The organism is Micromonospora sp. NPDC049836, from assembly GCF_044465125.1.
GTDB lineage: Bacteria > Actinomycetota > Actinomycetes > Mycobacteriales > Micromonosporaceae > Micromonospora.
Genome location: NZ_JBITLH010000006.1, coordinates 24,264 through 50,866, shown reverse-complemented (window position 1 = coordinate 50,866; position 26,603 = coordinate 24,264). Strand labels below are relative to the sequence as shown.

22 protein-coding genes are annotated in these 26,603 nt (G+C 75.7%); 6 read left to right on the top strand and 16 right to left on the bottom strand.

Features of this window, described 5'->3' with window-relative positions:
- The first annotated feature begins 30 nt into the window (after positions 1-30).
- Positions 31-999 (top strand): prolyl aminopeptidase, encoded by a 969-nt coding sequence (pip, locus tag ACIBPB_RS17640; RefSeq protein WP_396840643.1) that lies wholly within the window; start codon positions 31-33, stop codon positions 997-999.
- Between the two features lie 163 nt (positions 1,000-1,162).
- A complete protein-coding gene (locus ACIBPB_RS17635) occupies positions 1,163-3,424 on the top strand; it encodes a catalase (protein ID WP_396840642.1) in 2,262 nt (753 codons plus the stop codon).
- 224 nt (positions 3,425-3,648) lie between these two features.
- On the opposite strand, the gene ACIBPB_RS17630 is transcribed toward ACIBPB_RS17635, so the two are convergent.
- From ACIBPB_RS17630 to ACIBPB_RS17615, 4 genes are all read right to left on the bottom strand, one after another.
- Positions 3,649-4,404, bottom strand: coding sequence for a peptidylprolyl isomerase (locus ACIBPB_RS17630; protein WP_396840641.1), 756 nt, complete (start codon positions 4,402-4,404; stop codon positions 3,649-3,651).
- 165 nt (positions 4,405-4,569) lie between these two features.
- Positions 4,570-5,730 (bottom strand): glycoside hydrolase family 26 protein, encoded by a 1,161-nt coding sequence (locus ACIBPB_RS17625; RefSeq protein WP_396840640.1) that lies wholly within the window; start codon positions 5,728-5,730, stop codon positions 4,570-4,572.
- Positions 5,718-7,700 (bottom strand): glycosyltransferase family 2 protein, encoded by a 1,983-nt coding sequence (locus tag ACIBPB_RS17620; protein WP_396840639.1) that lies wholly within the window; start codon positions 7,698-7,700, stop codon positions 5,718-5,720. Before ACIBPB_RS17620 ends, ACIBPB_RS17625 begins: the two co-directional genes overlap by 13 nt.
- 46 nt (positions 7,701-7,746) lie before the next feature.
- Complete coding sequence (locus ACIBPB_RS17615; protein WP_396840638.1) at positions 7,747-8,976, bottom strand: glycosyltransferase family 39 protein; 1,230 nt, start codon at positions 8,974-8,976, stop codon at positions 7,747-7,749.
- A gap of 403 nt (positions 8,977-9,379) precedes the next feature.
- Between ACIBPB_RS17615 and ACIBPB_RS17610 the strand changes: the two genes are divergently transcribed.
- From ACIBPB_RS17610 to ACIBPB_RS17600, 3 genes are all read left to right on the top strand, one after another.
- Positions 9,380-9,919 carry a hypothetical protein gene (locus ACIBPB_RS17610; protein ID WP_396840637.1) on the top strand — a complete coding sequence of 180 codons (540 nt, stop codon included), beginning with the start codon at positions 9,380-9,382 and terminating at the stop codon, positions 9,917-9,919.
- A 280-nt stretch (positions 9,920-10,199) separates the two neighbouring features.
- The gene (locus ACIBPB_RS17605) at positions 10,200-11,204 is read left to right on the top strand and encodes a GGDEF domain-containing protein (RefSeq protein WP_396840636.1); all 1,005 of its coding nucleotides are present in this window, start codon (positions 10,200-10,202) and stop codon (positions 11,202-11,204) included.
- Between the two features lie 113 nt (positions 11,205-11,317).
- The gene (locus ACIBPB_RS17600) at positions 11,318-12,145 is read left to right on the top strand and encodes a DUF72 domain-containing protein (RefSeq protein WP_396840962.1); all 828 of its coding nucleotides are present in this window, start codon (positions 11,318-11,320) and stop codon (positions 12,143-12,145) included.
- 118 nt (positions 12,146-12,263) lie between these two features.
- On the opposite strand, the gene ACIBPB_RS17595 is transcribed toward ACIBPB_RS17600, so the two are convergent.
- Both ACIBPB_RS17595 and ACIBPB_RS17590 read right to left on the bottom strand, forming a co-directional pair.
- Complete coding sequence (locus ACIBPB_RS17595; protein ID WP_396840635.1) at positions 12,264-13,685, bottom strand: ATP-binding protein; 1,422 nt, start codon at positions 13,683-13,685, stop codon at positions 12,264-12,266.
- Between the two features lie 234 nt (positions 13,686-13,919).
- Complete coding sequence (locus ACIBPB_RS17590) at positions 13,920-15,578, bottom strand: FAD-dependent oxidoreductase (protein WP_396840634.1); 1,659 nt, start codon at positions 15,576-15,578, stop codon at positions 13,920-13,922.
- A gap of 128 nt (positions 15,579-15,706) precedes the next feature.
- On the opposite strand from ACIBPB_RS17590, the gene ACIBPB_RS17585 reads away from it, so the two are divergent.
- A complete protein-coding gene (locus ACIBPB_RS17585) occupies positions 15,707-16,381 on the top strand; it encodes a M15 family metallopeptidase (protein ID WP_396840633.1) in 675 nt (224 codons plus the stop codon).
- On the opposite strand, the gene ACIBPB_RS17580 is transcribed toward ACIBPB_RS17585, so the two are convergent.
- From ACIBPB_RS17580 to ACIBPB_RS17535, 10 genes are all read right to left on the bottom strand, one after another.
- Complete coding sequence (locus ACIBPB_RS17580; RefSeq protein WP_396840632.1) at positions 16,359-17,231, bottom strand: NAD(P)-dependent oxidoreductase; 873 nt, start codon at positions 17,229-17,231, stop codon at positions 16,359-16,361. The two genes, ACIBPB_RS17585 and ACIBPB_RS17580, sit on opposite strands and share 23 nt — an antisense overlap.
- Before the next feature lie 155 nt (positions 17,232-17,386).
- The gene (locus ACIBPB_RS17575; RefSeq protein ID WP_396840631.1) at positions 17,387-18,091 is read right to left on the bottom strand and encodes a hypothetical protein; all 705 of its coding nucleotides are present in this window, start codon (positions 18,089-18,091) and stop codon (positions 17,387-17,389) included.
- A gap of 167 nt (positions 18,092-18,258) precedes the next feature.
- Positions 18,259-19,068: a methyltransferase gene (locus ACIBPB_RS17570; RefSeq protein WP_396840630.1), complete on the bottom strand. Its 810-nt coding sequence runs from the start codon at positions 19,066-19,068 to the stop codon at positions 18,259-18,261.
- A gap of 6 nt (positions 19,069-19,074) precedes the next feature.
- Positions 19,075-19,872 (bottom strand): ABC transporter ATP-binding protein, encoded by a 798-nt coding sequence (locus tag ACIBPB_RS17565; RefSeq protein ID WP_396840629.1) that lies wholly within the window; start codon positions 19,870-19,872, stop codon positions 19,075-19,077.
- Positions 19,872-20,615 carry an ABC transporter ATP-binding protein gene (locus ACIBPB_RS17560; RefSeq protein WP_396840628.1) on the bottom strand — a complete coding sequence of 248 codons (744 nt, stop codon included), beginning with the start codon at positions 20,613-20,615 and terminating at the stop codon, positions 19,872-19,874. Before ACIBPB_RS17560 ends, ACIBPB_RS17565 begins: the two co-directional genes overlap by 1 nt.
- Entirely contained in the window at positions 20,612-21,622 is a 1,011-nt protein-coding gene (locus ACIBPB_RS17555; protein WP_396840627.1) for a branched-chain amino acid ABC transporter permease, read from the bottom strand. The genes ACIBPB_RS17560 and ACIBPB_RS17555 overlap by 4 nt, the downstream gene beginning before the upstream one ends.
- Complete coding sequence (locus ACIBPB_RS17550) at positions 21,619-22,512, bottom strand: branched-chain amino acid ABC transporter permease (protein WP_396840626.1); 894 nt, start codon at positions 22,510-22,512, stop codon at positions 21,619-21,621. Before ACIBPB_RS17550 ends, ACIBPB_RS17555 begins: the two co-directional genes overlap by 4 nt.
- Complete coding sequence (locus ACIBPB_RS17545; protein ID WP_396840625.1) at positions 22,509-23,702, bottom strand: ABC transporter substrate-binding protein; 1,194 nt, start codon at positions 23,700-23,702, stop codon at positions 22,509-22,511. Before ACIBPB_RS17545 ends, ACIBPB_RS17550 begins: the two co-directional genes overlap by 4 nt.
- 45 nt (positions 23,703-23,747) lie before the next feature.
- Positions 23,748-24,152: a roadblock/LC7 domain-containing protein gene (locus ACIBPB_RS17540; RefSeq protein WP_357317857.1), complete on the bottom strand. Its 405-nt coding sequence runs from the start codon at positions 24,150-24,152 to the stop codon at positions 23,748-23,750.
- A 17-nt stretch (positions 24,153-24,169) separates the two neighbouring features.
- Positions 24,170-26,575 carry a nitrate- and nitrite sensing domain-containing protein gene (locus ACIBPB_RS17535; protein WP_396840624.1) on the bottom strand — a complete coding sequence of 802 codons (2,406 nt, stop codon included), beginning with the start codon at positions 26,573-26,575 and terminating at the stop codon, positions 24,170-24,172.
- Between the last annotated feature and the right edge of the window lie 28 nt (positions 26,576-26,603).

Here is a 26,603-nt window from a genome sequence, read left to right as displayed (position 1 = left end):
ACGGCCCGGCAGCGGGCAGGATGACCGGGCATGGACGCCACCGACCCCATCCTGTACCCGCCGATCGAGCCGTACGCCACGCACCGGATCGCCGTGGGCGACGGCCACGAGCTGTACGTGGAGGAGGTGGGCCGGCCGGACGGCGTACCGGCGGTCTTCCTCCACGGCGGACCGGGCGGCGGCCTGGTGCCGGCGGCCCGGCGGTTCTTCGACCCGCACCGGTACCGGGTGGTGCTGCTCGACCAGCGCGGCGCGGGCCGCAGCACGCCGCGCGGGTCGGTGCACGCCAACACCACCTGGCACCTGGTGGCCGACCTGGAGCTGATCCGCGAGCGGCTCGGCATCGACGCGTGGCTGGTGTTCGGCGGATCGTGGGGGGTCACCCTCGGCCTGGCGTACGCGCAGACCCATCCCACCCGGGTGACCGGCCTGATCCTGCGGGGCGTGCTGCTGCTGCGCCGGGCCGAGCGGGACTGGTTCTACCAGCACGGCCTGCACCACCTCCAGCCCGAGGAGTGGGCCCGATTCGTCGCGCCCATCCCGCCCGACGAGCGGTACGACGTGCTGGCCGCGTACCACCGGCGGCTGCACGGGACGGACCGCGCCGAGGCCCGGGCCTGCGCCGCGGCCTGGGGACGGTGGGAGGCGGTGAACTCCGCGCTGCGCCCCGACCCCGGGCTGCTGGCCCACTTCACCGCCGACGAGCACGCCCTGCCGGTGGCCCGGATCCTGTCCCACTACGCGTGGCACGGCGGCTTCCTCACCGGCGACGACCACCTGCTCGACGGGGTGGACCGGATCCGCCACCTGCCGGCCGTGCTGATCCAGGGCCGCTACGACCTCTGCTGCCCGCCGGTGTCCGCGTACGACCTGGCGCGGCGCTGGCCGGAGGCGGAGCTGCGGATGGTGCCGGACGCCGGCCACTCGGCGGCGGAACCGGGCATCGCCCGGGAGTTGCTGCGCGCCACCGACGCGTTCGCCACCCGGCTCGCCGGTTGACGGCCGGTGCGCCGGTTGACGGCCGGCGCGGCGACCGGCCCCCGGGCCGCGCCGAGCCGGGCCGCCGGCGTCCGGACCGGGTGGTACGCCTGGTTTGCCCCATCCGGCTGGGGGTAGGGGGCCAAGGGCCTGGTCATCCGCACAACGAGAGGGACCCGCCCTGATGGACCGCAACAACCCCGCCAAGGCCGTCAAGGCCGCCGTCGAGACGGCCGCGGAGAAGGTGACCGACGTCCTCACCCCGGACGTCCCGGGCGCGCCCGGCAGCGCTCCACCGACGGTCGACGAGCCGACCACGCCGCACGACCCGCTGCCGCCGAAGAAGGAGCAGGGCACCCCGGAGACCCGGACCCCGACCGGCGCCGAGACGGGCGTGCCGCCGACCGCGAAGGGGCAGCAGGGCGCCTACCTGACCACCTCCCAGGGGGCCCGGCTGCGCGACACCGACCACTCGCTGAAGGCCGGCCCGCGGGGGCCGATCCTGCTCCAGGACCACCACTTCCGCGAGAAGATCACCCACTTCGACCACGAGCGCATCCCCGAGCGGGTGGTGCACGCGCGCGGCACCGGGGCGCACGGGGTGTTCACCGGCTACGGCACCGCCGAGACCCTGACCCGGGCCGGTTTCCTCAAGAAGGGCCGGGAGACCCAGGTCTTCGTCCGGTTCTCCACGGTCCTCGGCTCGCGCGGCTCCGCCGACACCGTGCGTGACACCCGAGGCTTCGCGACCAAGTTCTACACCGACGAGGGCACCTTCGACCTGGTCGCCAACAACATGCCGGTCTTCTTCATCCAGGACGCGATCAAGTTCCCGGACATCATCCACGCCGGCAAGCCGCACCCGGACCGGGAGATCCCGCAGGCGCAGAGCGCGCACGACACCTTCTGGGACTTCGTCTCCCTGCACACCGAGGCGCAGCACCACACCATGTGGAACATGTCCGACCGGGGCATCCCCCGCTCGTACCGGACCATGGAGGGGTTCGGCGTGCACACCTTCCGGCTGGTCAACGACGCCGGGGAGACCGTGCTGGTCAAGTTCCACTGGAAGCCCAAGCTGGGGGTGCACTCCCTGGTCTGGGAGGAGGCGCAGCTGATCAACGGGGTGGACCCGGACTTCCACCGCCGCGACCTCTACGACGCCATCGAGGCCGGCGCGTACCCGGAGTGGGAGCTGGGCATCCAGGTCTTCCCGGACACCCCCGAGGAGACCTTCGCCGGCATCGACCTGCTCGACCCCACGAAGATCGTGCCGGAGGAACTGGCGCCGGTGCAGCCGATCGGCCGGCTCGTGCTCAACCGGACCCCGACGAACTTCTTCGCCGAGACCGAGCAGGTCGCCTTCCACGTCGGCCACCTGCCGCCGGGCATCGACGTCACCAACGACCCGCTGCTGCAGGGCCGGCTCTTCTCGTACGTCGACACGCAGCTCACCCGGCTCGGCGGGCCGAACTTCTCGCAGATCCCGGTCAACCGCCCGCACGCCCCGGTCAACGACATGCTGCGCGACGGCTTCCACCAGCACGCCGTGCACGCCGGGGTGGCGCCGTACCGGCCGAACTCGCTCGACGGGGGCAACCCGTTCCCGGCCGGCGACCGGGAGAACGCGTTCGTCGACGTGCCGGTGACGGTCGCCGAGGCGCCCAAGGTACGCGCCGCGCCGGCCTCCTTCGACGACCACTACAGCCAGGTCCGGCTCTTCTGGCTGAGCATGTCCCCGGTCGAGCGGGAGCACATCATCCGCGCCTACACCTTCGAGCTGGGCAAGTGCTACCGCCAGGAGATCCGGGAGCGGCAGCTGCGCTGCCTGGCCAACATCGACCCGGTGCTCTGCGCCCAGGTCGCCGCCGGTCTCGGGCTGCCCGCGCCGGAGCCGACCGTGCCGCTCGCCGACGTCCAGCCCAGCCCGGCGCTGTCCCAGCTGGGCCGGGAGTGGCCGGCCGACGGCCGGATGGTCGGCATCGTGGTGGACCCGGACGGCGACCTGGAGGACGTCGCCCAGGTCCGGATGGCGGTCTTCAGCGCCGGCATGGTCCCGCTGCTGATCGGCCCGCACGGCGGCGCCGTACGCGGCACCCCGGTGCAGCGCAGCTTCGCCACCGCCCGGTCGGTCGAGTTCGACGCGATCCTGCTGGCCGGCGCCCCGGCGCCGGCCCCGGACGCGCTGCCGGCCCGGGACGCCAAGGCCGGCGCGGCGGGCTCGGAGACGGTGGATCCGCGGGTGCTCCTGCTGGTCGAGGAGGCCTGGCGGCACGCCAAGGCGATCGGCGCCTGGGGCGCCGGGGCCGAGGTGCTGCGCCAGGCCGGCGTGGCCGGCACGCCGGGCGTGGTGTCCGGCGACTCCGGCGGCGACGTCCTCGCCGACGTGCAGTCGCTGATGGCGGCGCACCGGGTCTGGCAGCGCTTCCCCGCCTCGGTCGGCTGACCCGCGCGGTGCCCGACGCCCGGGGCCGTTCCCGCCACGGCGGGGACGGCCCCGTCCGCTGTCCACGGCCGGCCGGCCGGCCGGTCGGGCGCGCCGGCCGGGCAGGCACGCCGACGGTCGGGCGCGCCGGACGGTCAGGTCAGCGGGGACGGGGACTCGGCACCGGGAATCAGGATCCACGGCCGGCCGGGGCGAGGGCCGCCCCGGCCGGTGGTCCGTCCGGGTCAGCGGCCCCGCTTGGCGCGGTAGATCTCGACCGGGTGGGCCGGCGCGCCGTCGACCGGCGCCGGGTCCTCGGGGGTGGCGGCGATGCCGCCGGCCGCGATCCGGTCCAGGGTGGCCAGTCCGGCCGCGTCGATGGTGCCGAAGACGGTGTAGTTGGGGCGCAGCGCCGAGTCGGAATGGACCAGGAAGAACTGGCTGCCGTTGGTGTCCGGGCCGGCGTTGGCCATGGCCAGGGTGCCCCGGGCGTAGAGCCGGCGCACCCCGGTCGGGTCGGTCGGGGCCGGCGGCAGGTCGGTGGGGAGTTCGTCGGCGTACCGGTAGCCCGGCCCGCCCTCGCCGGTGCCGGACGGGTCGCCGCACTGCAACACCGTCAGCGTCGGGTACGCGGTGAGCCGGTGGCAGGGCGTCCGGTCGTAGAACGCGTGCCGGGCCAGGTGCAGGAAGCTCTGCACGGTGCAGGGGGCCTGCTCGCGGTCGAGGGTCAGCCCGATCGGGCCCTGGTTGGTGCGCAGGGTGACCCGGACGGTGCCCCGGTCGGGGGTGTGCCGGGGGTCCGGCGGCAGCGGCACCGGCCGCGCGGCCGGCTCGTCCGGGGTCGGCGTGTACGCGCACGGGCCCCTGGTGGGCGCGGGCTCGGCGGGTGGCGCGGCGATCGCGGCGCCGCCGGTGGCCACCAGCGCGGCGGAGACCACCGCCACGCCGGCGAGGCGGGACAGCAGCGGCGGGACGGCGTGCGGCCGGGTTGTGCTCGACACCTGGGTCCTCCCTGGACTCGTGGTACCAGAAAGACCGGAGTCTATGGACCCGGCGGCCCGATGTCGACGCTCGTCGACCCCGCCGGCGGCTCAGCGGGGCCGGTTCCGCAGCGGGGCGTCGAGGCCGCCTTCCTGGACAAGGTGGTGGACTGGGCGTCGGCCCGGTCAGCGCCCGGTCGTCGTGGTGCGCGGCACCATCTCCGGCGACCACCGCACGTCGTACCGGGCGGCGGCGACGCCCTGGGCGAAGGCCTTCGCCGCCGCGGGCGGGCTGACGATCCGCCAGTCCAGTTCCTTGTTCACCTCGAACCAGATCAGCCCGATGATGTCCGGGTACGCGGGCAGCGTCCGGAAGGCCTGCTTGATCCACTCGGCCTTGCGGCCCGCGCCGTTCGAGGCGCCGGTCTCGGTGATGACCAGGGGTTTGCGGGTGAAGGTACGGATCTCGGCGTGGGTCCGCTTGAAGATCGCGTCGAAGGAGAGGTACCGGGAGAACGCGCCGGTGCCGTAGTAGCCGGTGATACCGACCCAGTCCACGTAGGCGTCGCCCGGGTAGTACGTGGCCAGCCGCGGGGTGGTGTCGCTCCACCGCACGTTCGCGCTCCACACCCAGGTGACGTTGGTGGCGCCGGCCCGGCGGAACACGTCGTGCACGTGGCGCCAGGCCTTCACGTAGTCGCCGGAACGGTTGCCGTTGGTCAGCTCGCACCACGGGTACCAGTCGCCGTTCATCTCGTGGGCGAAGCGGATCGCCACCGGGTAGCCCAGCGACCGGATGCCGACCGCCCAGGAGCGCAGGTAGCTGTCGAAGTGCCCGTCGGCGATGCGGGCCAGCCGGTAGCGCGGCTGGTTGGCCCGGAGCCGGTCGATCTGCCGGGCGGTGAGCTTCTGCTTCCGGGCCGTCTGGTCGATCCGGTAGTTCCACGGCTCCCAGCCGAGCATCGGCATCATGCCGCGCGCCTTGATCCGGTCGAAGAGCGCCCGGTCGAAGGTGGCGGTCGCCCACCCCTCGCTGAAGAGCATGACCTGCGGCCGGTGCTTCGCGGCCGTGGTGAACCGGTCCAGCGGCCGGAAGTCGTGCGGGCCCTTGTCGGTCATCACCCCGATGAAGGTCCGGCCGGCCGGCGGGAAGACCGGCGGCGGCGGTGCGGGCGACGGGCTCGACTCGACCGGCGCGACCACACCGGGGGTCGGCCGGGCGAGCCGGTCGGCGGCCTGGTCCGACCGGCCGCCGGCCACCGTGGCCGGCGCCACCGCGAAGGCGTACGTCAGCAGCAGCAGGCCGACCAGCGCCAGCACCACCCGGGGAACGGTCAGCCGCAGCACGGCACACCCCCCTCGCCCGCCACCCGCGCCACCGGCGCCGGCCGCTCCCCCGCCACGCCGGGCGGCACCGGTTCGCCGCGATCACCGGGCGGCACCGGCTCGCTCCGGCCGTCGGGCGGCACCGGCTCGCGGCGATCGTCGGGCGCCGGCTCGGCGCGGTCGTCGGGGCGTTCGCGGCCGGCGCGGAGGCGCCCGGCGAGCGCGATCAGCGGTGGGCCGAGCCCGGTGAGCAGGGTCAGGGCCGGCCACACCCGCAGCAGCGGCGCGGTGTGGCCGAGCGGGAAGCTCGCCACGAGCAGGGCGGCGGCGACGGCCGCCCAGCCCAGGTGCAGCCGGAACGTGCCGATCGACTCGCTGGTGCGCAGCTTCCCCTTGGCGGTCACCACGAAGCCCAGCTTCCGGCGCAGCAGGGCGGTGCACCCAGCGGCCACGTACACCGGCCCGGCGAACAGCGCCAACGCCATCCCGACCATGCCGATCTCCTCCCGTTCGTGCGGGGCGATGTTGAACCGGCGCAGCCAGAGCCAGAGCAGGAACCAGGTGCCGATCGTCGCGCTCCACAGCACCGACCACACGGTCACGTCGAGCTGGGCGGCGCTGACCCCGGTGAGCAGGTACATCGCCGTGGCCAGGTTGCCCAGCAGCAAACTCACCGCCACGCTCGGGTAGTAGAACTGCAGCAGCCGGTACTGCCAGCGCCGCCGGGACGGCAGCTCCCGCGGCGCGCGCAGCTCGGGGCGGACGATGATCTCGCAGATGCCGGCCGCCCAGCGCTTCTGCTGGTTGAAGTAGTCCGCCCAGGACGTCGGGCCCTCACCGATGGCGACCACGTCGGGGGTGTAGACGCCCTTCCACTGGTTGCCGGTGCGCGGGTTGGTCGCGGCGTGGACGCGGATGCTGGTGAGGTGGTCCTCGATGATCGAGTCCTGGTAGCCGCCTATGGTCCGCCACGCGGCCGGCCGGTAGAGGTGACCGGTGCCGGTCAGCAGCGGCGCGTCCAGCCCGTTGCCGCCCCGGGCGATCAGGCCGTTGTAGAGGTACTGCTGCACCGAGGCGCCGTGCGCGACGAAGTTCTGGTGCATGTTGCCGTACACCTGCGGCGTCACCACGAAGGCGACGTCCGGGTCGCGGAAGTAGCCGAGCGTGCGTTCGAGGAAGTTGGGCAGCGGCACGTGGTCGGGGTCCACGTTGGCCACCACGTCGTAGTGCTCCTCGTGCTCGGCCCGCCAGGCGTTGTGGTTGCCCGACTTGGTGCAGGCCCGGAACTCCCCGCTGGGCCGGTTGTACTCCGGCCGGCCCTTGCGGCTGAAGTGGCGTACGCCGAGCCGGGCGGCCAGCTCGCGGACGGCGGGATCGTCCCCCTCGTCGAGGATCCAGACATCGACCTGCCCGCAGTACACGATCTGGCGCAGCCGGCGCAGGGTCCGCTCGACCACGTCCAGCGGCTCCTTGCTGGGCACGATCGTGGTGAGCAGGGCGACCCGCAGGCCGACCGGCGGGTCCACCGGCACCGGGTCGCGAGCGTGGAAGGCGAACATCCAGACCACCACGTTCTGCGCGAGGCGGATCAGCTCCACCCCGACGACGACGCAGAAGCCGAGCCGGGCCGCGAGGATCTGCCAGCCGCCGGGCCCGGTGACGCCCGCCCCGGGCACGTGCGCCGGCAGCAGCAGCCAGCCGACGAAGAGCAGCCCGGCGGCGCTGTTGACCAGGACGAGCAGGGTCAGGACCAGCCGCGCCGCGGGCGAGGCGACGGGACGGAACTCGACGGCCGCGTCCGGCCGCCGCGGCGCGACCAGGGGTCCGGCGGTCGCCCCGCACGCCGCGTACGCCAGCCGGGCCCGGATGTTGCGGCGGCGGCGGTCCAGGCCCGGGTCGGGCGACGGCGGCACCAGGATCGCCGGGGTGCGCGCGTCCCTGGTGCCCGGCGAGACCGTGCGGGGCAGGCGTGGATCGGCGGCGACGGCCACGTTCTCTCCAAGGGTTGCGGAACTCCGGCGCGGAGCGGGCGGGTGGTCAGCGGGCGGTGGTCGGCGGATGCGGCGCGGGGCGGCCCGCCTCGGGCGGCCACCCGGCGGTGACCTCGGCGGGGTGACCGACGGCCCGCGCGGACCCGTCGCCCGTCCGGCCGCCGAGCGGTGCCGGCGCGCCGATCAGGGCGATCACCGCCAGCACCGGCACCGACCAGCGGGCGCGTACCCGGGACAGCGCGGCGGCGGCGAGCGTCGCCCAGGCCGGCAGGGTGAAGAGCAGGACCGGCGCGGACCAGGCCGGGGTGGCCTGCGCGACGAGGAGCAGGAGCAGCGGCGGCACCACCGCCCAGGCGGTGAAGACGGCGCCCGGGTAGCGCAGCGGGAGGCTGAACAGCGCGAGCCCGAACAGCACCGCGCCGAGCGCGGCGACCCCGAAGAGCACCCCCGGGGCGGCCGCGAGCGCGTCCGGGCCGGGCCGGGCCAGCGGGCCGATCCGCCCGCCCGCCCGGACCGCCAGCCAGAGCAGGGCAGCGCCGGGCAGCGCACCCAGCGACGCGGCCACCAGCCACCGGCCGGCCACCCGGCGCCGCAGCGCGAGCACCGTCCAGCCGTGCGCGGCGAGCAGCAGGAGCGCCACCGGGTGGCTCAGCCCGAGGACGAGCACCGCGCCGCCGTACCCGACGAAGCGCCACCGGCCCGGCCGGTCGAGGGCGGCCAGCAGCGCCCCGGTGGCGAGCACCGCGGCGAGCAGGACCAGCGGGTACGGTTGCGCCTCGCCCGCGGCGCGCGAGGCGGTCGGCAGCAGGGCGAGCAGCGCACCGGCGAGGATGCCGGCGCCCGGTGTGAACACCCGGGCCGCCACCGCGCCGACGAGCGCCGCCGCGACGATCATGGCCAGCAGCGACGGTACGCGCAGGGCCGGCTCCGAGGTGCCGACCAGGCCGGCCCAGGCGCGGATCAGCAGGTGGTACGGCGTGACCGCGTCGACGTCCCGGTACAGCACCGTCCAGTCGTCCGGCCAGGGCGCGCGGGCGGCCCGCCAGGCCGGCAGCTCGTCGGCCCCCCGGCCGGTGCCGCCGAGCCGGACGGCGCCGAGCACGCCCATCAGCAGCGCCGGCACCAGCCAGGCGGCGACCCGCCGGCGGCGTCGGCCACTGCCCGACGGACCGGGGGCGGGGCCGCCCCGGAGGACGACGTCCTCGTCCCAGGGGTCCTCGACGCCGGTCTCCCCCGGGCCGAGCCGGGGCAGGACCATGGTGTCCGCGTCCTTCATCGTGACTCACGCATCTTCGTGGGCTCGGCCGACAGCGCCCAGCTCGCCCCGGGCGACGCCACAGGCCCCGGTCGACGGCTGGCTGACACCGTGGAGCTTAGTGAGCCGAAGTAGACATAACGCCTATATTCGACAAAACGCTTAGTTGGCCTCATACTTCGCGGGCTCCGGATCGCGGCGATGCCCGCGCACAAAACCCGGTTGCCGGGCCCCGCCGGCTCCGCGAAGGTGGGGCCATGACGTTCTGACGGACGCACCCCGTTGCCCGCCGGCCGCCGTGCCCCGTTGCTGGGGCTGTCGCCGCGCCTCGTTGCCCGCCGGCCGCGCACCCCGTTGCCCGCCGGCCGCCGCGCCCCTGACCGGCGCGGCGCGACCCTGCCTCCGTCCCGAGAAACGAGCGTCCATGTCCGTACCCCGCACCGGGCGGCAGTCCCGGTCCACGTCCACCCCCGTCGGCAACCGGATCGAGGCCGCCCTCGCCGATCTCACCCCGACCGGCAACCGGATCGAAGCCGCCCTCGCCGGTCTCGCCCCTACCGGCAACCGGCTCGAGGCCGTGTTCGGACGCCCGTTGCCGGCCGCACTCGACGGCCGGTGGCACACCGTCGCCCTGCCGGAACCATGGCCCGGCAGGACCGCACGGATCGGCCCGACGCCGAGCCCACTGATCGGCCCGGCGCCGGCCCCGCCGTACCCCGTCCGTGCCGGCGTCGGCTCCCCGACCGCGCCCCGGCGCGCCCTGCCGGCGCAGATCGCCGCCCGCTTCCCCGACCTGGACCGGCCACGCGACCCCGGCCTGGGTCGTCGGGGGCGGTGGCTTGCCCGCCGGGCGCCGCGCCGGGTCCGGGACGGCCGGTCCGGGCAACCGGGTGGCCGAGGCGTCCCCGACCGGCAGCGTGCCCGCTCCCGAGCACCCCGGCCGGCCCGGCGTCGCCGCTGGTGACCCCGCGCCCGGGGCCGTGCCGCGCCGGATCGCCCCGCCCGAGGCCGTGCCGGGCCCGACCACGCCGGGCGGCGGCCCGGCGCGCGGAGGGTGAGCCGAAAATCGCGGTCCGTGAAAGGAATGGAGAGTTGCCGGTTCCGCTATTGACGGCCGGCCGACCCGCGCCATTGAATTCCGTCGTGGTGAGGTGCCTCATCCGACCGGTGGCCGCGCCGGTGGCCGGCGCGGCCGGTCGACCTCGTGCCCGTGGCGGGGCGCGGCACAGAAGGCTCCGGGCCCGGTGGACGCCGGGGTGATCGAGCGCCGCCGGCGCACCGTGCTCAGCGCGGCCCTGCACGCGGTCTCCTACGGGGTCGCCGTCGGATACTGCCTGCTCACGCTCGCCGAGCCGCACCGTGCGCTGATGCTCACCGGGTACGGGTCCGGTCTGGTCGCCGGGCTGGTCGGGTGCTGGGCGGCGACCCGGGTCACCACCAAGGCCTCCGGCTACCGGGTCTCGTTCACGCTGCTCGTGCTCACCCTGGTGATCGCCGCGCTCGGCGCGCACTGGGACGGCGGCGTGGCCTCGCCCGCCGCCCTGGGCTTCGTGACCACTGCCGTCTTCGTCGCCAGCCACACCCCCCAGCTGCGGCTGATGCTGGCGCTGGAGGTGCTCACCATCGGGTCGTACCTGGCGGTCGCCGCCACCGGCCGGCCGGCCCCGCCCGGCCACGTCTTCGTCTACCTCGCCGGCATGCTGGTCCTGATCTCCGTCTGCGCCGCGCAGACCCGGGCGCTGGCCCGGCAACGGTCCCAGCTGCGCGCCCTGGCCTCCCTGGACCCGCTGACCGGCGCGCTGAACCGGCGCGGCCTGGCCGAGTTCGCGACCGTGGCGTTCCGCAACGGCTGCCGGCCCGGGCCGTCCCTGCTCTGCCTCGACCTCGACGACTTCAAGCGGGTGAACGACCGCCTCGGGCACGCCGCCGGGGACGACCTGCTCCGCCGGGTGGTGGCGGTGACCCGGGACGTGCTGCGCGCCGAGGACGCGATCGCCCGCATCGGCGGGGACGAGTTCGTGGTGGTCCTGACCGACGCCGACGCCGCGTCGGCCCGCACCGCGGCGGCGCGGATCGAAGCGGCGGTACGCGGCTTCGCCGGGGTCAGCGTCGGCTCGGCCACCGCACCGTACGACGGGGACCGCCTCGACCAGCTCCTGCACACCGCCGACCAGCGGCTCTACCTGGTCAAGCAGCAGCGCCGCCGGGCCGCCGGGCCGCTGCTCACCGACGGCGGCGCACGCGGGTAGCGACCGTGCGACCGTCCGGCGCGGCCGGGCGGATACGGTAGCCGCGGCGCGGGCACCGCGCCGGTGCGTCGAGCGGTGGGAGGGATCGGATGCGCCTGCACGTCGGCTGTGCCATGTGGACACACCGGTCCTGGTCGGGCCGGTTCCTGCCGCACCCGCTGCCGGCCCACGAGCGGCTGCGGGCCTACGCCGGCTGGTGCACCGCGGTCGAGGGGAACACCACCTTCTACGCCACCCCGACCCGGGAGACGGTGGCCTCCTGGGCCGGGCAGACCGACCCGGACTTCCGGTTCGTGCTCAAGCTGCCCCGGACCGTCACCCACGAGCGCCGGCTCGCCGGCGCCGGCGAGGACCTGCGGGAGTTCCTGGCGGCCATCGAGCCGCTCGGGTCCCGCACGCACGCCCTCTGGATCCAGTTGCCCGGCTCGTTCGGCCCCGGCGACGTGCCCGCGCTCACCCGGTTCCTGCGCGGGCTGCCCACCGCCCACCGGTACGCGGTCGAGCTGCGCCATCCCGCCTTCTTCACCGACCCCCGGGCCGCGCGGACGGTCGAGGAGGCGCTCGGCCCGGTCGGCGCGGAGTGGATCCCGTTCGACACCACCGCGTTCTTCCGCACCCCGCCGACCAGCGACGCGGAGCGGGAGGCGTGGACCAGGAAGCCGCGGACGGCGCTGCGTACCCGCGCGCTGACCGACCGGCCGATCGTCCGCTACCTGGGCCGGGACGACCCCGCACGGACGGTCGAGGGCTGGCAGCCGTGGCTGGACGTGGTGACCGGCTGGCTGCGCGAGGGCCGCTGCCCGACGGTGTTCGTGCACACCCCGGACAACGCCGACGCGCCGGAGCTGGCCCGCCGGTTCCACGCCGAGGTCCGGGCGCGGCTGCCCGAGGTCGCGCCGCTGCCCGAACCGGCGCCGGTAGGCCCGTTGACGCTCTTCTGACCGCTCCGCCCCGCCGTCGGTCGCCGCCACCGCCGGGTCGCCGCCGTCGGTCGCCGTCGCCGGTCGGCGCCGCCGGTCGCCGTCGCCGGGTCGCCGTCGCCGGTCGACGCCGGCCGCGCTACGCCGGGTCGAGCGGCAGCAGCACGAGGAACCGCGTGTCGCCCGGCTCCGACCGCACCCGGATGTCGCCGTGGTGCTTGTTCACCACGATCCGGTACGAGATGTCCAGCCCGAGGCCGGTCCCCTCGCCCACCGGCTTCGTGGTGAAGAACGGCTCGAAGATGCGCGGCCGGATCTCCGGCGGGATACCGGCGCCGGTGTCCCGGATCTCCACGATCAACCGGTCCTCCTTGCGGCCGGTCCGGATGGTCAGCGTGCCGTCCCCGGCCATCGCGCCGAGCGCGTTGTCGATGAGGTTGGTCCAGACCTGGTTCAGCTCGGCCGCGTACGCGGGCACGGGCGGCAGGCCCCGGTCGTACTCCTTCACCACCCGCACCCCGGCGGGAATCTTGGCCTGGAGCATGACCAGGGTGGCGTCCAGCAACTCGTGGACGTCGACGCTCTGATACGGCGTCCGGTCCAGGTGGGAGTACTGCTTCGCGGCCCCGACCAGCCCGGAGATCCGGCCGACCGCGTCGTCGATCTCGCCCATCAGCAGCTCGGTGTCGATGGTGTAGGTGATCCAGTGGATCGCCGACTCCAGGTCGTCGGCGCCCACCGCGGCGTCGACCTGGCGCAACCAGCCGGTGTCGATGCCGCCGGCCACCAGCGTCGGGGCCAGCTCCCAGGCGCCCCGTACGCCATGCTCGTCGAGCCAGTCGGCCAGCTCGTCCTCGGCGTCGCTGGCCGCCAGCGGCGGCAGCGCCGGCGCGGCGGCGGCCCGCTTCACCGCCTCCTCCTGGAGCGCCACGAGGTCGTGCAGGCGCCGGCCGTCGAGCCGGCCGTCGGCGATCATGGCGAGCTTGTGCCGCATCTTGGCGACCCGGCCGCGCAGCGCCGAGGTGGCCCGCACCGCGGCCGCCGCCGGGTTGTTGAGCTCGTGGGTGAGCCCGGCCGAGAGGGCGCCCAGGGCCAGCAGCCGTTCCCGCTCGCCGACGATGGTCTGCGAGTTGCGCATCCCGATGAACAGCCCCTCCAGCAGGTGGGTGGCCATCGGGAACCAGCCGCGCATCGCCTCGGCGATGATCTTGGCGGGCAGCGCGAAGACCGCGCAGTCGGTCACCGCGAACATGCTGTTGAGATAGCGCTGCTCGGCCAGGTCGCCCACGTACGCCTGCATGGCCCCGCCGTAGACGCCGGGCTGGCTGGTGCGGCTGATCTCCATGTCGTCGCCCTGGACCCGGCGGCGCAGGGTCACCGTGCCGTGCAGCAGCACGTAGAAGCAGCTCGCCGGCTCACCCTCGACGTAGACGGCCTCGCCGGCCCGGCGCCGCTCCACCCGGCCGTGCTCGGTCAGGTGCGCGAGCTGCTCCGGGGTCAGCGACTCGAAGAGGAACAGGCGCCGCAGCTCATCGGGCGTCAGCCGATCGGATTCACTCACTGGGCCTCCTCTGTTCGCGACTGCGGGGCTCGCAGACCCGGCTCACTCCTCGCGCTCACTGAGCCCCCTTCGTTCGCGACTGCGGGGCTCGCAGACCCGGCTCACTCCTCGCGCTCACTGAGCCCCCCTTCGTTCGCGACTGCGGGGCTCGCAGACCCGGCTCACTCCTCGCGCTCACTGAGCCCCCCTTCGTTCGCGACTGCGGGGCTCGCAAACCCGGCTCACTCCTCGCGCTCACTGAGCCTCCAGGTAGCGGTGCACGAGGGAGACCGCCATGGCGCCCTCGCCAACGGCGGAGGCGACCCGCTTCACCGACTCGGCCCGCACGTCACCGGCGGCGAACACGCCGGGCATGCTGGACTCCAGGTGGTACGGGTCGCGGGGCAGCGCCCAGCCGGCGGGCCGGCGGCCGCCCCGGGTCAGGTCCGGCCCGGTGAGGACGAAGCCCCGGCTGTCCCGGGTGACCGCGCCGTCGAGCCAGTCGGTGTGCGGCTCCGCACCGATGAACACGAACAGCCAGGAGGTGTCCACCTGGCGCGTCTCGCCGGTGCGGGTGTCGCGCAGGGTCACCTGCTCCAGGTGCTCCTGGCCGGCGCCGCCGACCACCTCGGTGTGCGGGTGGACCTCGATGGTGTCGATCCGGGCGAGCTGCTCGATCAGGTAGCTGGACATCGAGCGGGTCAGGTCGTCCCCGCGGATCAGCAGGTGCACCCGGCGGGCGTACCGGGAGAAGTGCACGGCGGCCTGGCCGGCGGAGTTCGCCCCACCGACGATGTAGACGTCCTCGCCCGAGCAGCTCGGCGCCTCGCTGGCCACCGAGCCGTAGAAGCAGCCCCGGCCGGTCAGCTCGGCCAGCCCGGGCGCCGGCAGCATCCGGTACGACACACCGGTGGCCAGCACCACCGTGTGAGCGGCGACGCTGCTGCCGTCGGTGAACCGCAGCAGCCGCGCCCCGCCGGCGTCCTCCAGGGACACCACCTCGCGGGCGCTGAGCAGCTCGGCGCCGAAGCGCAGCGCCTGCCGGCGGGCCCGGTCGGTGAGCTGGGCGCCGGAGACCCCGTCCGGGAAGCCGAGGTAGTTCTCGATCCGGCTGCTCTGTCCGGCCTGGCCGCCGGTGGCCCGCCGCTCGATGAGCACGGTCCGCAGCCCCTCGGACGCGCCGTAGACGGCCGCGCCGAGCCCGGCCGGCCCGGCGCCGACGACCACCAGGTCGTAGAAGTCGGCGGCCGGCGTGGTGGCCAGCCCGACATGCCCGGCCAGGTCCGCCGTGGTGGGCTGCACCAGCGACTTGCCGTCGGCCGTGACGACCAGGGGTACGTCGTTCGCGCCTACCCCGGCCGCCGCCAGCAGCTCGGCGCCCTCGGGTTCGTCGGCCAGCAGCCAGCGGAACGGCACCAGGTTCCGGGCCAGGAAGTCACGCGCCGCGAACGACGGGGCGGACCAGCGGTGGCCGACCACCCGCAGCTCGCTGGTGGCCGTCGCGGCGCTGGCCGTCCACGCCTCGAGCAGCGCGTCCAGCACCGGGTAGAGCTTCTCCTCCGGCGGATGCCACGGCTTGAGCAGGTAGTGGTCCAGGTCGACCACGTTGATGGCGTTGATCGCCGCGTCCGTGTCGGCGTACGCGGTCAGCAGGACCCGCCGGGCGGCGGGGAACAGGTCCATGGCGGCCTCGAGGAACTCGATGCCGTTCATCTGGGGCATCCGGTAGTCGGCGAGCAGCACGGCCACCTGTTCGCCGCGCAGCTTCAGCTCGCGCAGCGCCTCCAGTGCGGCCTCGGCGGAGTCCGCCCGTACCACCCGGTAGCGGTCGCCGTAGCGGCGGCGGATGTCGCGGGCGACCGCCCGGGAGACGGCGGGGTCGTCGTCGACGGTGAGGATCGCGGGGTTGGGCATGGCGTCTACTTAAGCACCACCGCCGCCCGTCACCCAGCCGCCCGGCGCCGCTGCCCGGTGCCCGGGCACCAGCGGCGCTGAGCAGGCGTACTCAGGCGACCGGGCGCGGGGTCCGGAAGTCTGCCCGCATGACTGGTGTCGACGGGGTCCGGTCGGTGATCCTGCACGTGGCCCGGTGGGCGCGGCTGATGAGCGCGGCCGAACGGGCCCGCCGCCGCGACCGGGTGTATCAGGTGGTCACGCTGCTGCTGGCGGCGCTGCTGCTGCCCCTGGCCCTGGTCGTGGCGCCCGGCCGGGCGCGGCGGCTGGCCGGCCGGTGGGCGCTGGCGATCCGGTTCCCCACCGAGGACCTGACCGGTCTCACCCCGGAGACCCGGGCCGCGTTCGAGGCGGCCCGGACCCGGGCGTTGTGGCGGCACGGCGAGCTGATCGGGCTCACCTCCGGCCACCGGCCCGCCGAGGAGCAGGCCCGCCTGTTCGCCGCGGCGGTCCGGCGCAGCGGTTCGCCGGAGGCGGCCCGTCGGTGGGTCCTGCCGCCGCAGGAGTCCCGGCACGTCGCGGGGGTGGCGTTGGACGTGCGGCCGGTCGAGGGGGCACGCTGGCTGGAGCGGCACGGCGCGCGGCACCACCTGCACCGGGTGTACGACAACGAATGGTGGCACTTCGAGTACCTGCCGGGTCGGCCCCCGGACCGGCTGCCGCACCCCGGCGCGTCGAGGTCACGCCGCCCGGTGGGGCCGTCGGCGTGCGCCGGCACGCGGCCGGCCCGGTCGATCCGGTCTAGCGGGTGTCGGCCTCGGTGAGGGCCCGGGTCACCACCGTGAGGTCGTCCCGGCCGAGGCCCGCCTCGACCGCGCGCCGCCACTCCTCGGCCAGCGCCGTCGCGGCCGGGAACCGGCCGGCCGGCGCCTCCCGCAGCGCCAGGTCCACGTCCTTGAGCGCCAGGTCCAGGGTGTACTGCGGGGTGTAGTCGTCCCGGCCGATCCGGTCGAGCTTCTCGGCCGCCCAGGCGGACAGCAGCGGGCTGCCGTGCAGGGCGTCGCGCACGGTGGCCCGGTCCAGGCCGAGGGTGTCGCCGAGGGCGACCGCCGTGGCGAGCCCTTCGGCCAGGAAGGCGAGCAGCAGGTTGTTGACCAGCTTCAGCCGCGAGCCGGCGCCGGCCGGGCCGACCCAGACGGTCCGCTGACCGACCGCCTCGAAGACCGGCGCCACCCGCTCCCGCACCGCGTCGGGGCCGGCGGCGAGGACGACGAGGCGTCCCTCCCGCGCCGGGCCCCGGCTGCCGGCCACCGGCGCGTCCACCAGCGTGACGTCGGGGCGTTCCGCCTCGACCAGCGCGGCCAGCGCCTCGGTCTCGGTCACCCCGATGGTGCTCATCTGCGCCCAGACCGCCCCCTCGGGGAGCGCGGCCAGCATGCCCTGGTCGACGGCGAGGGAGCGGACCGCGTCCGCGTCGGTGACCATGGTGACGGCGATGTCGGCGCCGCGTACCGCGTCGGCCGGCGTGGCGGCGACCTCGGCGCCCTGGTCGCGCAGCCGGTCGGCCGGCTCCGGGTGCCGGTTCCACACCACGGTCGGCAGTCCCGCCCGGATGATGTTGGCCGCCATCGGCTCCCCCATGCCGCCGAGCCCGAGCACCGTCACCCGCGTCATCGCACCGCCCTCCCGCCTCGCTTCTCGGCCAGCCTAGGCGCAACGCCGACCGGGGGCGGCGCGATCCGGGCAGCGGGCCCGGCGGCGTCGTCCGACGTCCGGGCCGGGGCCTGACGTCGAGGGCGCCGGGCCGGCGGTTGAGCGCGCCGCCGCGCTCAGCAGTGGTTGCCGGTGTCCCAGTGCAGCTTGCCGCCGCCGAACGGCACCGCACCGGGCTTGAGCGTCTGCGGGATGCCCCAACTGCCGCTCACCACGTACCAGGGGCCGCAGCTGTCCGGCAGGGAGAGCCGCATCGTCCAGGTCGGCGCGGCGCGGTCGAGGTAGCGGACCTGGGAGCCGTACAGCTTCGCGGCGCCGTCGGCGGTGAAGGTGTAGGTGGCCCAGAAGACCCGGATGCGCTCGCCGGGGCAGAGCTGGTCGCTCCACTCGCCGTCGGTCCGGGCCGCGACCTTCACCACCCCGTCGGTGAAGACCTGGACCACGTCCACCGCCCCGGCGGGCGTGCAGCTCGGCCTGGTGGTGCCGGTGGTCGCGGGCGGCCGGCGGGCCGGCGCGGTGGTCGACCGGGCCGGCGCGGGCCGTCGCTGCGGGGTGGTGGCGCGCACGGGGACAGCCGAGGAGGTGGGGCCGGCCGGGATCGCGGTGGCGCCGGGAGTCGCCGAGCCGACCGGAGCCGGGGCGCCGCCGCCGATGGTCGCCGCCGGCGAGGTCGGCGCGGCGGCGGGTACGACCGCCGGCCGGTCCGGACCGGCGCCGAGCGCCGCCGCGAGGGCCGCGGCGAGCCCGGCCGCCGGCAACAGCCAGCGCCGCCGGGGCCAGGTGACGTCGGGTACGTCGGGGGTGTCCTGCGACTCGGACATGGAGGGCTCCCGAGGATGGCGGAGGCGCGGTTTCGCCAGGGCCCGTGGATCTTACGGTCGACCGGGCCGATCCGGTGTCCCGTGCGCCTGCCGTTGCGGGCGGCGCTCCCCCGGGGTCCGCGGTGACGGACGGCGGTCACGTTGCCGCGTGACCGCCGTACCGCCGCTCACCGCGCCGCCGGCCGCCGTCCCCGGGTCGACACGAACTGGTAGGACATCACCGCGAACGCCGGGTCCCGCAGCAGCTTGCGGAACGCCTCCAGCTGTCCCGGCGACAGCCCCGCGTCGAGCAGCTCCGGCTCGAGTTGCCGGGAGTTCGTGCCGTACAGCGACGCGCCGAAGGAACCGCCGGGCCAGCTCTGCGAGTGGGTGACGGTGTCCACCTCGACCAGTCCCGCCGACATCAGCTCGGCGTGCACGTCCTGGGCCCACGCCAGATCCGCGCCGTGCCCCTGCAGGACGCCGAGCATCGCGTCGGTGACCTGGGCGAACAGCTTCGCCGCGTCGTCGCTCGGCGCGGTCAGCACGCGCAGCGGCGCGGTGCAGTCGAACTCCTCCACCACCAGCCACCCGCCCGGCGCCAGCGCCCCGGCCAGCGAGGCCAGTACGCGCCGCCGCTCGGGCAGGTGCAGCAGCACCAGCCGGGCGTGGATCAGGTCGAAGGAATCCCCCGGCGCGGGGTCGCTGCGCACGTCGTGCCGGCGTACCTCGAGGTTGCCCGTCGGGGTGAGGTGGGTGACGTCGATGTCGGTGGCCAGCACCCGGCCGGTCGGGCCGACCGCCCGCGCCAGGCTGCGGGCGACCGAGCCGCCGCCGGCGCCGATCTCCCAGCACGCGGCGCCGGGGGCGAGCAGGGGCGGGCCGATCCGGCGCGCGGTGATCGGGTCGAGGAACGCCTCCAGGGCACGCAGCTGGGGCACGGCCTCCGGGGAGCCGTTGTCGAAGGTGTACTCGGTGTCGGGGTTGTCGGTGGGCATGCTCGCTCATCCCTGTCGCAGGTGGTCGGGTCGGGTGCCCGGGTCGGGCCAGAGGCCGGGCACCGGTCGGGGGGCCGGCGGCTCCCCGACGGCGGCGACGCTGAGCATCGCCGCCAGGACGCCCGGGTCGGCCCGGGCCTCGGCCGCTGGCCGGTCGTAGACCACCCGGCCGTACTCCAGCACGGCGATCCGGTCCGCGACCTCGATCGCGTGCTGGAGCTGCTGCTCGACGAGGAGGACGGTCAGCCCGCCCCGGGCCAGCGCGCCGACGAGGTCCCGCACCCGGGCCGCCAGGTCGGGGGCGAGGCCTTCGCACGGCTCGTCGAGCAGCAGCACCCGGGGCTGGCCGAGCAGGGCCCGGGCGATGGCCAGCATCTGCTGCTCGCCGCCGGAGAGCTGGTCCCCCCGGTGGCGCAGCCGGGCGGCCAGCCGGGGCAGCAGCTCCAGGATCCGGGGAACCGTCCAGCCCTCGCCGCCGGGCGTCGCGGCCCGCCACGGCGCGGCCGCCAGCACCAGGTGCTCGGCCACGGTCAGCCGGGAGAAGACCCGCCGGCCCTGCGGCACCAGGCCGACCCCGGACCGGGCGATCCGGTGCGGCTGCCGGCCGGCCATCTGGACGCCGCCGATCTCGATCCGCCCGGCGTGCGGCCGCACCAGGCCCGCGACCGTGTGCACCAGGGTGCTCTTGCCCGCTCCGTTGCGGCCCACCACCGCCTGGACGGTGGCCGGCCGCACGTCGAGACTCACCTCGTGCAGCACGGTGCCCCCGCCGTAGCCGGCGCTGAGCCGCTCGACGCGCAGCATCAGGCCACCCCTTCCGCGTAGGCTTGCCGGACCGGGCCGGAGGCACGGATCTCGGCGGGCGTGCCGGTGGCCAGCGTCCGGCCGTCGCGCAGCACGGTCACCGTGTCGCAGAGCGCGTACACCAGGTCCAGCCGGTGCTCGACCAGCAGCACCCCGACCGCCCGGGGCAGCACCCGCAGGAACTCGGCGAGCCGGCCGACCTCGGCGGCGGACAGCCCGCCGGCCGGCTCGTCGAGCAGCAGCAGCCGGGGCCGGCCGGCCAGCGCCACGGCGATCTCCAACTGCCGGCGCTGGCCGTGGGCGAGCTGCCCGGCGGGAGTCGCGCCGAGGTCGCCCAGCCCCACCCGTGCCAGCAGCGCCGCCGCCGTGTGCTCGGCGGCCCGCCGTCGGGCGCCGGGACGCCAGCCGGCGGGACGTACCGCGTGCGGGAGGGCGGCGACCAGCACGTTCTCCGTGGCGGTCAGCGTCGACCAGACGGCGGGGCGCTGGTGGATCCGGCCGATACCCCGCCGGGCCCGGGCGGCCGGGCCCAGCCGGGTGACGTCCCGGCCGGCCAGCCACACCCGGCCACCGCCGGACCGGGTGCGGCCGCCGAGCACGTCGAGCAGCGTGGTCTTGCCGGCGCCGTTCGGCCCGATCAGGGCGTGCCGCTCGCCGTCCGCGATCCGCAGGTCGACGCCGTCGAGCGCGGCCAGCGACCCGTACCGGACGGTGATGCCCCGGGCGCAGAGCAGCGGCGTCATGCCCGCACCTCCGAGGGGGTCGGTCGGTCCGCCGGCCGGCGGCGGGCCGGTACGCCCGGCAGCAGCCGGCCGCGCACGGCCGGCCGGCGCCCGCCGCCGGGCAGCAGGTAGACGGTGACCACGAAGGCCAGCCCCAGCACCAGGGGCGCCTGCCCGGGCAGCACGCCGAACAGCCAGTCCCGGGCGGCGATGACGATGACCGTGCCGACCAGCGCGCCGGCCACCGAGGCGGCACCGCCGATGACCACGCCGAGCAGCAGCAGGGCGGAGGTGTCGAAACCGAAGTCGGCCGGTGAGACGTACTGCTGGGCCACCACGAGCAGGGCGCCCGCGCTGCCGGCGACGGCGCCCCCCGCGATGTGCACGCCGGCCACCTGGGCCGACACCCGGTGCCCGCTGGCCCGCAGCCGCGCCTCGTCGTCCCGGCCGGCCCGCAGCAGCAGCCCGACCCGGGTCCGCAGGACCAGCAGCACCACGCCGAGCAGCACCGCCACCACCGCCAGGGTGTACAGGTAGCGCGCCCGGTCGGTGGCCAGCACCGGCATGCCCCAGAGGGGACGCACCGGCGCGATGCCGGCGAGGCCGTCGGTGCCACCGGTCACCGAGCGCCACCGCCCGGCGGCGGTCACCACGAGTTCACCGACCGCCAGGGTGATCATCAGGACCACCACGCCGCGCGCCGAGACCACCAGCGGGACGGTCACCGCGGCCAGCGCCGCCCCGGCCGCGGCCGCCACGGCCACCTGCACCGGGCCGACGTCGGAGAGCCGGCCGGCGACCAACGCGCTGGCGTACGCACCGGCCGCGTAGGGCGCGGTCTGCCCGAGGGTGGGCAGCCCGGCGACGCCGGTGAGCAGGGCCACGCTCACCCCCACCAGGCCGAGCGCCAGGGTCCGGGCGAGCAGCGCGGCGGTGTAGTCGTCGACCGCCCACGGCGCCAGCACCAGCCCGGCCAGGACCAGCGCGGCGACGCCGCGCCGCAGCGCGCGCACGACCTCGTCGCTCACGTCGCCCTCCGCAGGGTCAGCGGCAGCCGGGCCCGCACCGCGAGCACCACCGCCATCGCGGCAAAGAGCAGGAACGGCGCGGTGGACGGGGCGAGGGCGACGCCGAGGGTCTGGATCTGCCCGACGGCCAACGCGGCGAGCAGGGTGCCGACCATCGACCCGAGGCCGCCCAGGACGACGACCACCAGGGAGAGCAGCAACACCGTGTCGGCGGTGTCGGTGCCGGGGCCGATGATCGGGGCGCCGAGCACCCCGGCGGCCCCGGCCAGCCCGCCGGCGACGGCGAGCACCCCCACCCGGATGCGGGTCGGGCTCACCCCCATCGCGGCGACCATCTCCGCGTCGTCCACGGCCGCGCGGACCAGCATCCCGGCCCGGGTGCGGCGCACCGCCAGGTGGAGCAGGCCGGCCAGCAGCGCGGCGACGGCGATGAAGACCAGCCGGTACGCCGGGTAGCGGTGCCCGGCGACGGCCACCGACCCGTCCAGCGCGGCCGGGACGCGCACCGGCGGGTCGTCCGGCCCGAACGCTCCCACCAGCAGGCTCCCGCCGGCCAGCGCGACGCCGAAGGTGAGCAGGGCCTGGGTGAGGTGGCTGCGGGCGGCGCTCCGGGTGAGCAGCCCGGCGACCAGCGCGCCGGCTCCGGCGGCGGCGACGGTGCCGGCCACCAGCGCCAGCGCCAGGCTCGGCCAGCCGCCGTCGAGCAGCGCGGCCGCGGTGTAGCCGCCGATCGCGAAGAGGGTGCCGTGCGCGAGGTTCAGGATGCCGGCGACGCCGAAGCAGAGCACCAGCCCGGCCGCGGCGACGAACACCAGCAGCCCGTAGGCCACCCCGTCCAGCGCCGGCACGAGGTACGGGTCGATCCGGATGCCGGCCGCCACCGCGGTCACCCGCCGACGGTGGCGAGGTCGCCCACGACGGTGTTGGACAGCGCCCGGCCGTCCGGGCGGACCTGGCGCAGGTACCACTTCTGCACCGGCGCGTGGGTGGTGGGCGAGAACTGCCAGGTGCCACGGGGGCTGGCGATCTGGCCGAGCCGGCCGATGGCCGCGTTGATCCGCTCCGGGGTGGGGTCGTCGCCGGCGTCGGCGACGGCCCGGTCCAGCACCGCCGCGGCGTCGTAGGAGGCCATCGCGTACGTGGTCGGGGAGCCGTCCTTCTTGGCCTTCCACGCGGCCACGAAGGCGCGGTTCTCCGCGTTGTCCAGGTCGGGCGAGTAGTTGAGCACCGAGTAGATGTCCCGGGCGGCCGGGCCCTGCGCGTCCAGCACGCCGCCCTCGGTCAGGAAGCCGGCGGCGTAGAGCGGCAGGTCCTTGATCTCCGACTGGGCGTACTGCTTGACGAAGTCGACGGCGGCGCTGCCGGCGTAGAAGGTGTAGACGGCGTTCGCGCCGGAGGCCTTGATCCGGGCGAAGTACGGGGTGAAGTTGGTGGTCGCCGGGAACGGCGTGAAGGTGGTCTTGCCGTCCGGGTTGGCCAGCCGGCCACCGGCCTTGACGAACGCCTCGGTGAAGCCGCGCAGCTCGTCCCAGCCGCCCTGGTAGTCGGGGCCGATGGCGTAGACGCTGCCGTCGACGTTGTCGTGCACGTACGACGCGATCGCCTCCCCCGGCTCGTCGGAGAGGTAGGAGGTGTGCCAGACCCGGGACACGTCCTTCAGCGCCGGCCGCCCGTTGGAGCCGACAAAGGGCACCTTCGTCTCGTTGAGCAGCGGGTAGACCGCGGCCACCGAGCCACCGCCCACGACGCCGGTCAGCGCGACCACCCGATCCTGTTTGAGCAGTTTCGTCGCGGCGGGCACCGCGGTCGCCGCCCCGTTGCCCTCGTCGGCCACGACCAGCTCGACCGGCCGCCCGCCGAGCTTGCCGTCGTGGGTGGACAGGTAGAGCTCGAAACCGTCGCGCATCTCCTTGCCGACCGCCTGGTACGTGCCGGAGAGCGAGGCCAGCAGACCGACCTTGATCGCGCCGGGGGCGGCGGCGCCGCGCTCGTCGTCGGCGCAGGCGGTCGGGGCGAGCAGGACGAGGGCGAGCAGCGCCGCCGTGCGGGCGCGGCGGTGCCGGGGGAAGCTCAGGGACATCTCATCTCCTACCAGGGGTGGGCGTCTCCGGCGAGGGGCCGGAGGTCAGCGGCTGCGGCTCAACGCCGCCCGGGCCGCGGGGGTCAGTGCCTCGCCGATGCGGTTCGCCAGCTCGGTCATCTCGTAGGAGACCTTGCCGACGTCGCACTGCGGGTCGGCGAGCACAAGCAGGGACGCGCCGTCGTTGAAGGCCATGGAGAACATGAAGCCGCCCTCGAGCTGGGTGACGTTGGAGATCACCGCGCCGGCGTCGAAGAAGGCCGCCGCGCCGCGCAGGAGGCTGACCAGCCCGCTGCCGGTGGCGGCCAGCTGATCGGCCCGGTCGGGGGGCAGACCACGGGTGGCGGCCACCATGAGGCCGTCGCTGGAGATGGCGATGGCATGGCTGACCTCGGTGGCACGCTCGGCGAAGGCGTCCAGCAGCCAGCCGAGATCCTGGTGGTCGCTCACGTGTGCTCCCTGTCGGCTCAGTTCTTGATCAGGTTGGCCCGGCGGCCGGCGACTCCCCGCGCGTACGCGGCCATCGCGGTGGCCACCCGGGCCGGGTCGCGGTACTCGGAGCGCGGTTGCTGCGGCGCGGTGACCCCACCCGGCACCAGGTGCCGCTGCGGTTGCCGGCGGGGCAGGCCGGAGGTGGTGGTGCCGGCGACCTCGGGCGCGTCGGCCCGGGCGGCCGTGCGCCAGGCGTCGTCGGTGGGGCTGGTCCAGGACGTTCCGTCGACGCCGTCCGCCCGGTCGGCCTGGAACCAGTGGTTGACTTCGTCGAAGATGACGAGCTCCTCGGTGGGTTCGACACCCCGGTCCGGGCGTGGCGCGGGGCGGAAGACCGGCGCGACCGGCAGCGCCCGGTCGGCCACCGGCGTACGGGTGGCCGACGTCGCGGCCGGCGCCGCCCGGCCGGCCCACGGCCCGGAGGCTGCCCGGTGGGTCGCCGGTGGGTCGGTCCGGGCCACCCGCCGCGACGGCCGGGCGGGGCTGAGCAGGAATTCCTCCGGCGGCAGCGACCGGAGCATCGCGCCCGGCAGCGCCGCCTCGGCGATGGTGCCGCGGTGCGGACCGGGCCGCAGTTGGACGGCCACGCCCAGCCGCGCGGCGAGCTGGCCCACCACGACCAGGCCCATCGCCCGGACGGCGGCGACGTCGGTGGCGGGTGGCCGGGCGAGCAACTCGTTGAGCTGTTGCCGCCGCTGCGGGGAGAGCCCGACGCCCTCGTCGGCGATCTGGATGATCACCCGGTCGCCCAGGGTCCGCCCGGTCACCCACGCCTCGGTGTCCGGCGGGGAGTATCCGGTGGCGTTCTCCATCAGCTCGGCCAGCAGGTGCACGACCTCGTCGACGGCGTCGGCGGCGACCGCGACGTCGCCGTCGACCATGCCGAGGCGGATCCTGGCGTAGTACTCGATCTGGCTCTGCGCGGCCTGCAACACCTGTTGCAGGGGCACGTCCTGCTGGCGTACCCGCCCCACCCCGACCCCGCCGAGCACCAGGAGGCTGGCGTTGATCCGGCCCATCCGGGTGGCCAGGTTGTCCAGCCGGTAGAGCTGCTGCAGCCGCTCCGGGTCGGTCTCGTCCCGCTCGACCTGGTCGACCTGGGCGAGCACCGCGTCGACCAGCCGCTGCTCCCGCCGGCTGAGGTGGACGAAGATGTCGGCGGTGTTGGCCCGCATCACCGCCTGCTCGGCCGCGGTCCGCACGGCCGCCCGGTGCACGGCGTTGAACGCCTGCCCCACCTCGCCGATCTCGTCGTCGCTGGCGGGCTCGATGGCGTGCGCGGACTGCCGCCGGGCCAGCTCGTCCGGGTCCACCGAGGAGCTGTCGGGCTGCTGGAGGCGGGCCACCACCTGCGGCAGCCGCTCGAACGCGACGGTGTTCGCGGCGTCCCGCAGCCGGTGCAGCCGGCGGGTGATCTGCCGGGCCACCGCCCAGGTGACCAGCGCGGTGAGCAGCAGGGCGACCAGCGTCGCCGTCGCCTCCACGACGGTGCGCCACCGCTGGTCGGCGTGCGCGGCCCGGATGTCGTCGAGCACCGCCGCGTCGACCCGCTTGCGCAGCTCGGCCAGGCGGGCCGACCACTGCTCGGTCGCGGTGATCCAGTTGCCCAGGTCCAGCCGCAGCCGGCTGCCCGCGCCGGTCCGCGACACCTCGTCCTGCATCCGTTGCAGCAGCAGCGCGTCCTTGCCGCTGCCGGCCTGCTCCCACCAGCCCCGCCAGTCGGGCCGGGCGAGGGCCAGGAAGGCGAGGCCGGACTCGGTGACCCCGGTGCGGGCGGCGGTGATGTCCTGCTGCAGGGCCGGGGTCAGCTCGTCGGCCGCGACCGCGCGCAGGACCGCCACCTGCTGCTGGCCGACCGCCTCGGCCACCTTGGACAGGGCGGCCGAGGCCCGGATGCCGTCGGCGATCCGGGCGTTGACCACGCCGAGCGTCACGCTTTCCCGGAGGGTGAGCAGGTCGGCGATGGCGATCCGGTAGCTGAAGGTCATCGCCGACACCGAGGCGTGTTCGGCCGTCCGGACCTGTGCGCGCAGCGGCGCCAGGCCGGCCAGCGCCGCGTCGATCCGGGTCAGCACGCTCTGGTCGACGGCGGGGCCGGCGGGCACCCGGGCGCGCTGCCGACGGTAGCGGTCGACCGCCTCGTCGGTCGTGCCGGTGGCGTCGGCGAAGGTGTCCTGCTGCTCCGGGCTGCCCCGGGTCAGCAGGTCGGCGGCGACGACGCGCTCGCGTTGCAGCCGGTGGGCCAGGTCGCCGGCCTCGGCGCCCAGGTGCGCCAGCAGGCCCAGGTCGCTGGCCCGGGCGGTCTGGCGCGCGCTCTCGGTCAACGCCAGACCGGCGAAGCCCATGACGGCTACCAGCGGGGCCGCGACGATGAGGCGCATCCGGGCGGCTATCTTCCAGCCGCGGCGG

What these genes read in the sequence shown, in the direction of transcription:
- ACIBPB_RS17545 (WP_396840625.1), bottom strand. Translation starts at nt 23,702, where the DNA reads ATGTCCCTGAGCTTCCCCCGGCACCGCCGCGCCCGCACGGCGGCGCTG.
- ACIBPB_RS17565 (WP_396840629.1), bottom strand. Translation starts at nt 19,872, where the DNA reads ATGCTGCGCGTCGAGCGGCTCAGCGCCGGCTACGGCGGGGGCACCGTG.
- ACIBPB_RS17610 (WP_396840637.1), top strand. Translation starts at nt 9,380, where the DNA reads ATGTCCGTACCCCGCACCGGGCGGCAGTCCCGGTCCACGTCCACCCCC.
- ACIBPB_RS17600 (WP_396840962.1), top strand. Translation starts at nt 11,318, where the DNA reads ATGTGGACACACCGGTCCTGGTCGGGCCGGTTCCTGCCGCACCCGCTG.
- ACIBPB_RS17575 (WP_396840631.1), bottom strand. Translation starts at nt 18,091, where the DNA reads ATGTCCGAGTCGCAGGACACCCCCGACGTACCCGACGTCACCTGGCCC.
- ACIBPB_RS17560 (WP_396840628.1), bottom strand. Translation starts at nt 20,615, where the DNA reads ATGACGCCGCTGCTCTGCGCCCGGGGCATCACCGTCCGGTACGGGTCG.
- pip (WP_396840643.1), top strand. Translation starts at nt 31, where the DNA reads ATGGACGCCACCGACCCCATCCTGTACCCGCCGATCGAGCCGTACGCC.
- ACIBPB_RS17535 (WP_396840624.1), bottom strand. Translation starts at nt 26,575, where the DNA reads ATGCGCCTCATCGTCGCGGCCCCGCTGGTAGCCGTCATGGGCTTCGCC.
- ACIBPB_RS17585 (WP_396840633.1), top strand. Translation starts at nt 15,707, where the DNA reads ATGACTGGTGTCGACGGGGTCCGGTCGGTGATCCTGCACGTGGCCCGG.
- ACIBPB_RS17615 (WP_396840638.1), bottom strand. Translation starts at nt 8,976, where the DNA reads ATGAAGGACGCGGACACCATGGTCCTGCCCCGGCTCGGCCCGGGGGAG.
- ACIBPB_RS17580 (WP_396840632.1), bottom strand. Translation starts at nt 17,231, where the DNA reads ATGACGCGGGTGACGGTGCTCGGGCTCGGCGGCATGGGGGAGCCGATG.
- ACIBPB_RS17570 (WP_396840630.1), bottom strand. Translation starts at nt 19,068, where the DNA reads ATGCCCACCGACAACCCCGACACCGAGTACACCTTCGACAACGGCTCC.
- ACIBPB_RS17590 (WP_396840634.1), bottom strand. Translation starts at nt 15,578, where the DNA reads ATGCCCAACCCCGCGATCCTCACCGTCGACGACGACCCCGCCGTCTCC.
- ACIBPB_RS17635 (WP_396840642.1), top strand. Translation starts at nt 1,163, where the DNA reads ATGGACCGCAACAACCCCGCCAAGGCCGTCAAGGCCGCCGTCGAGACG.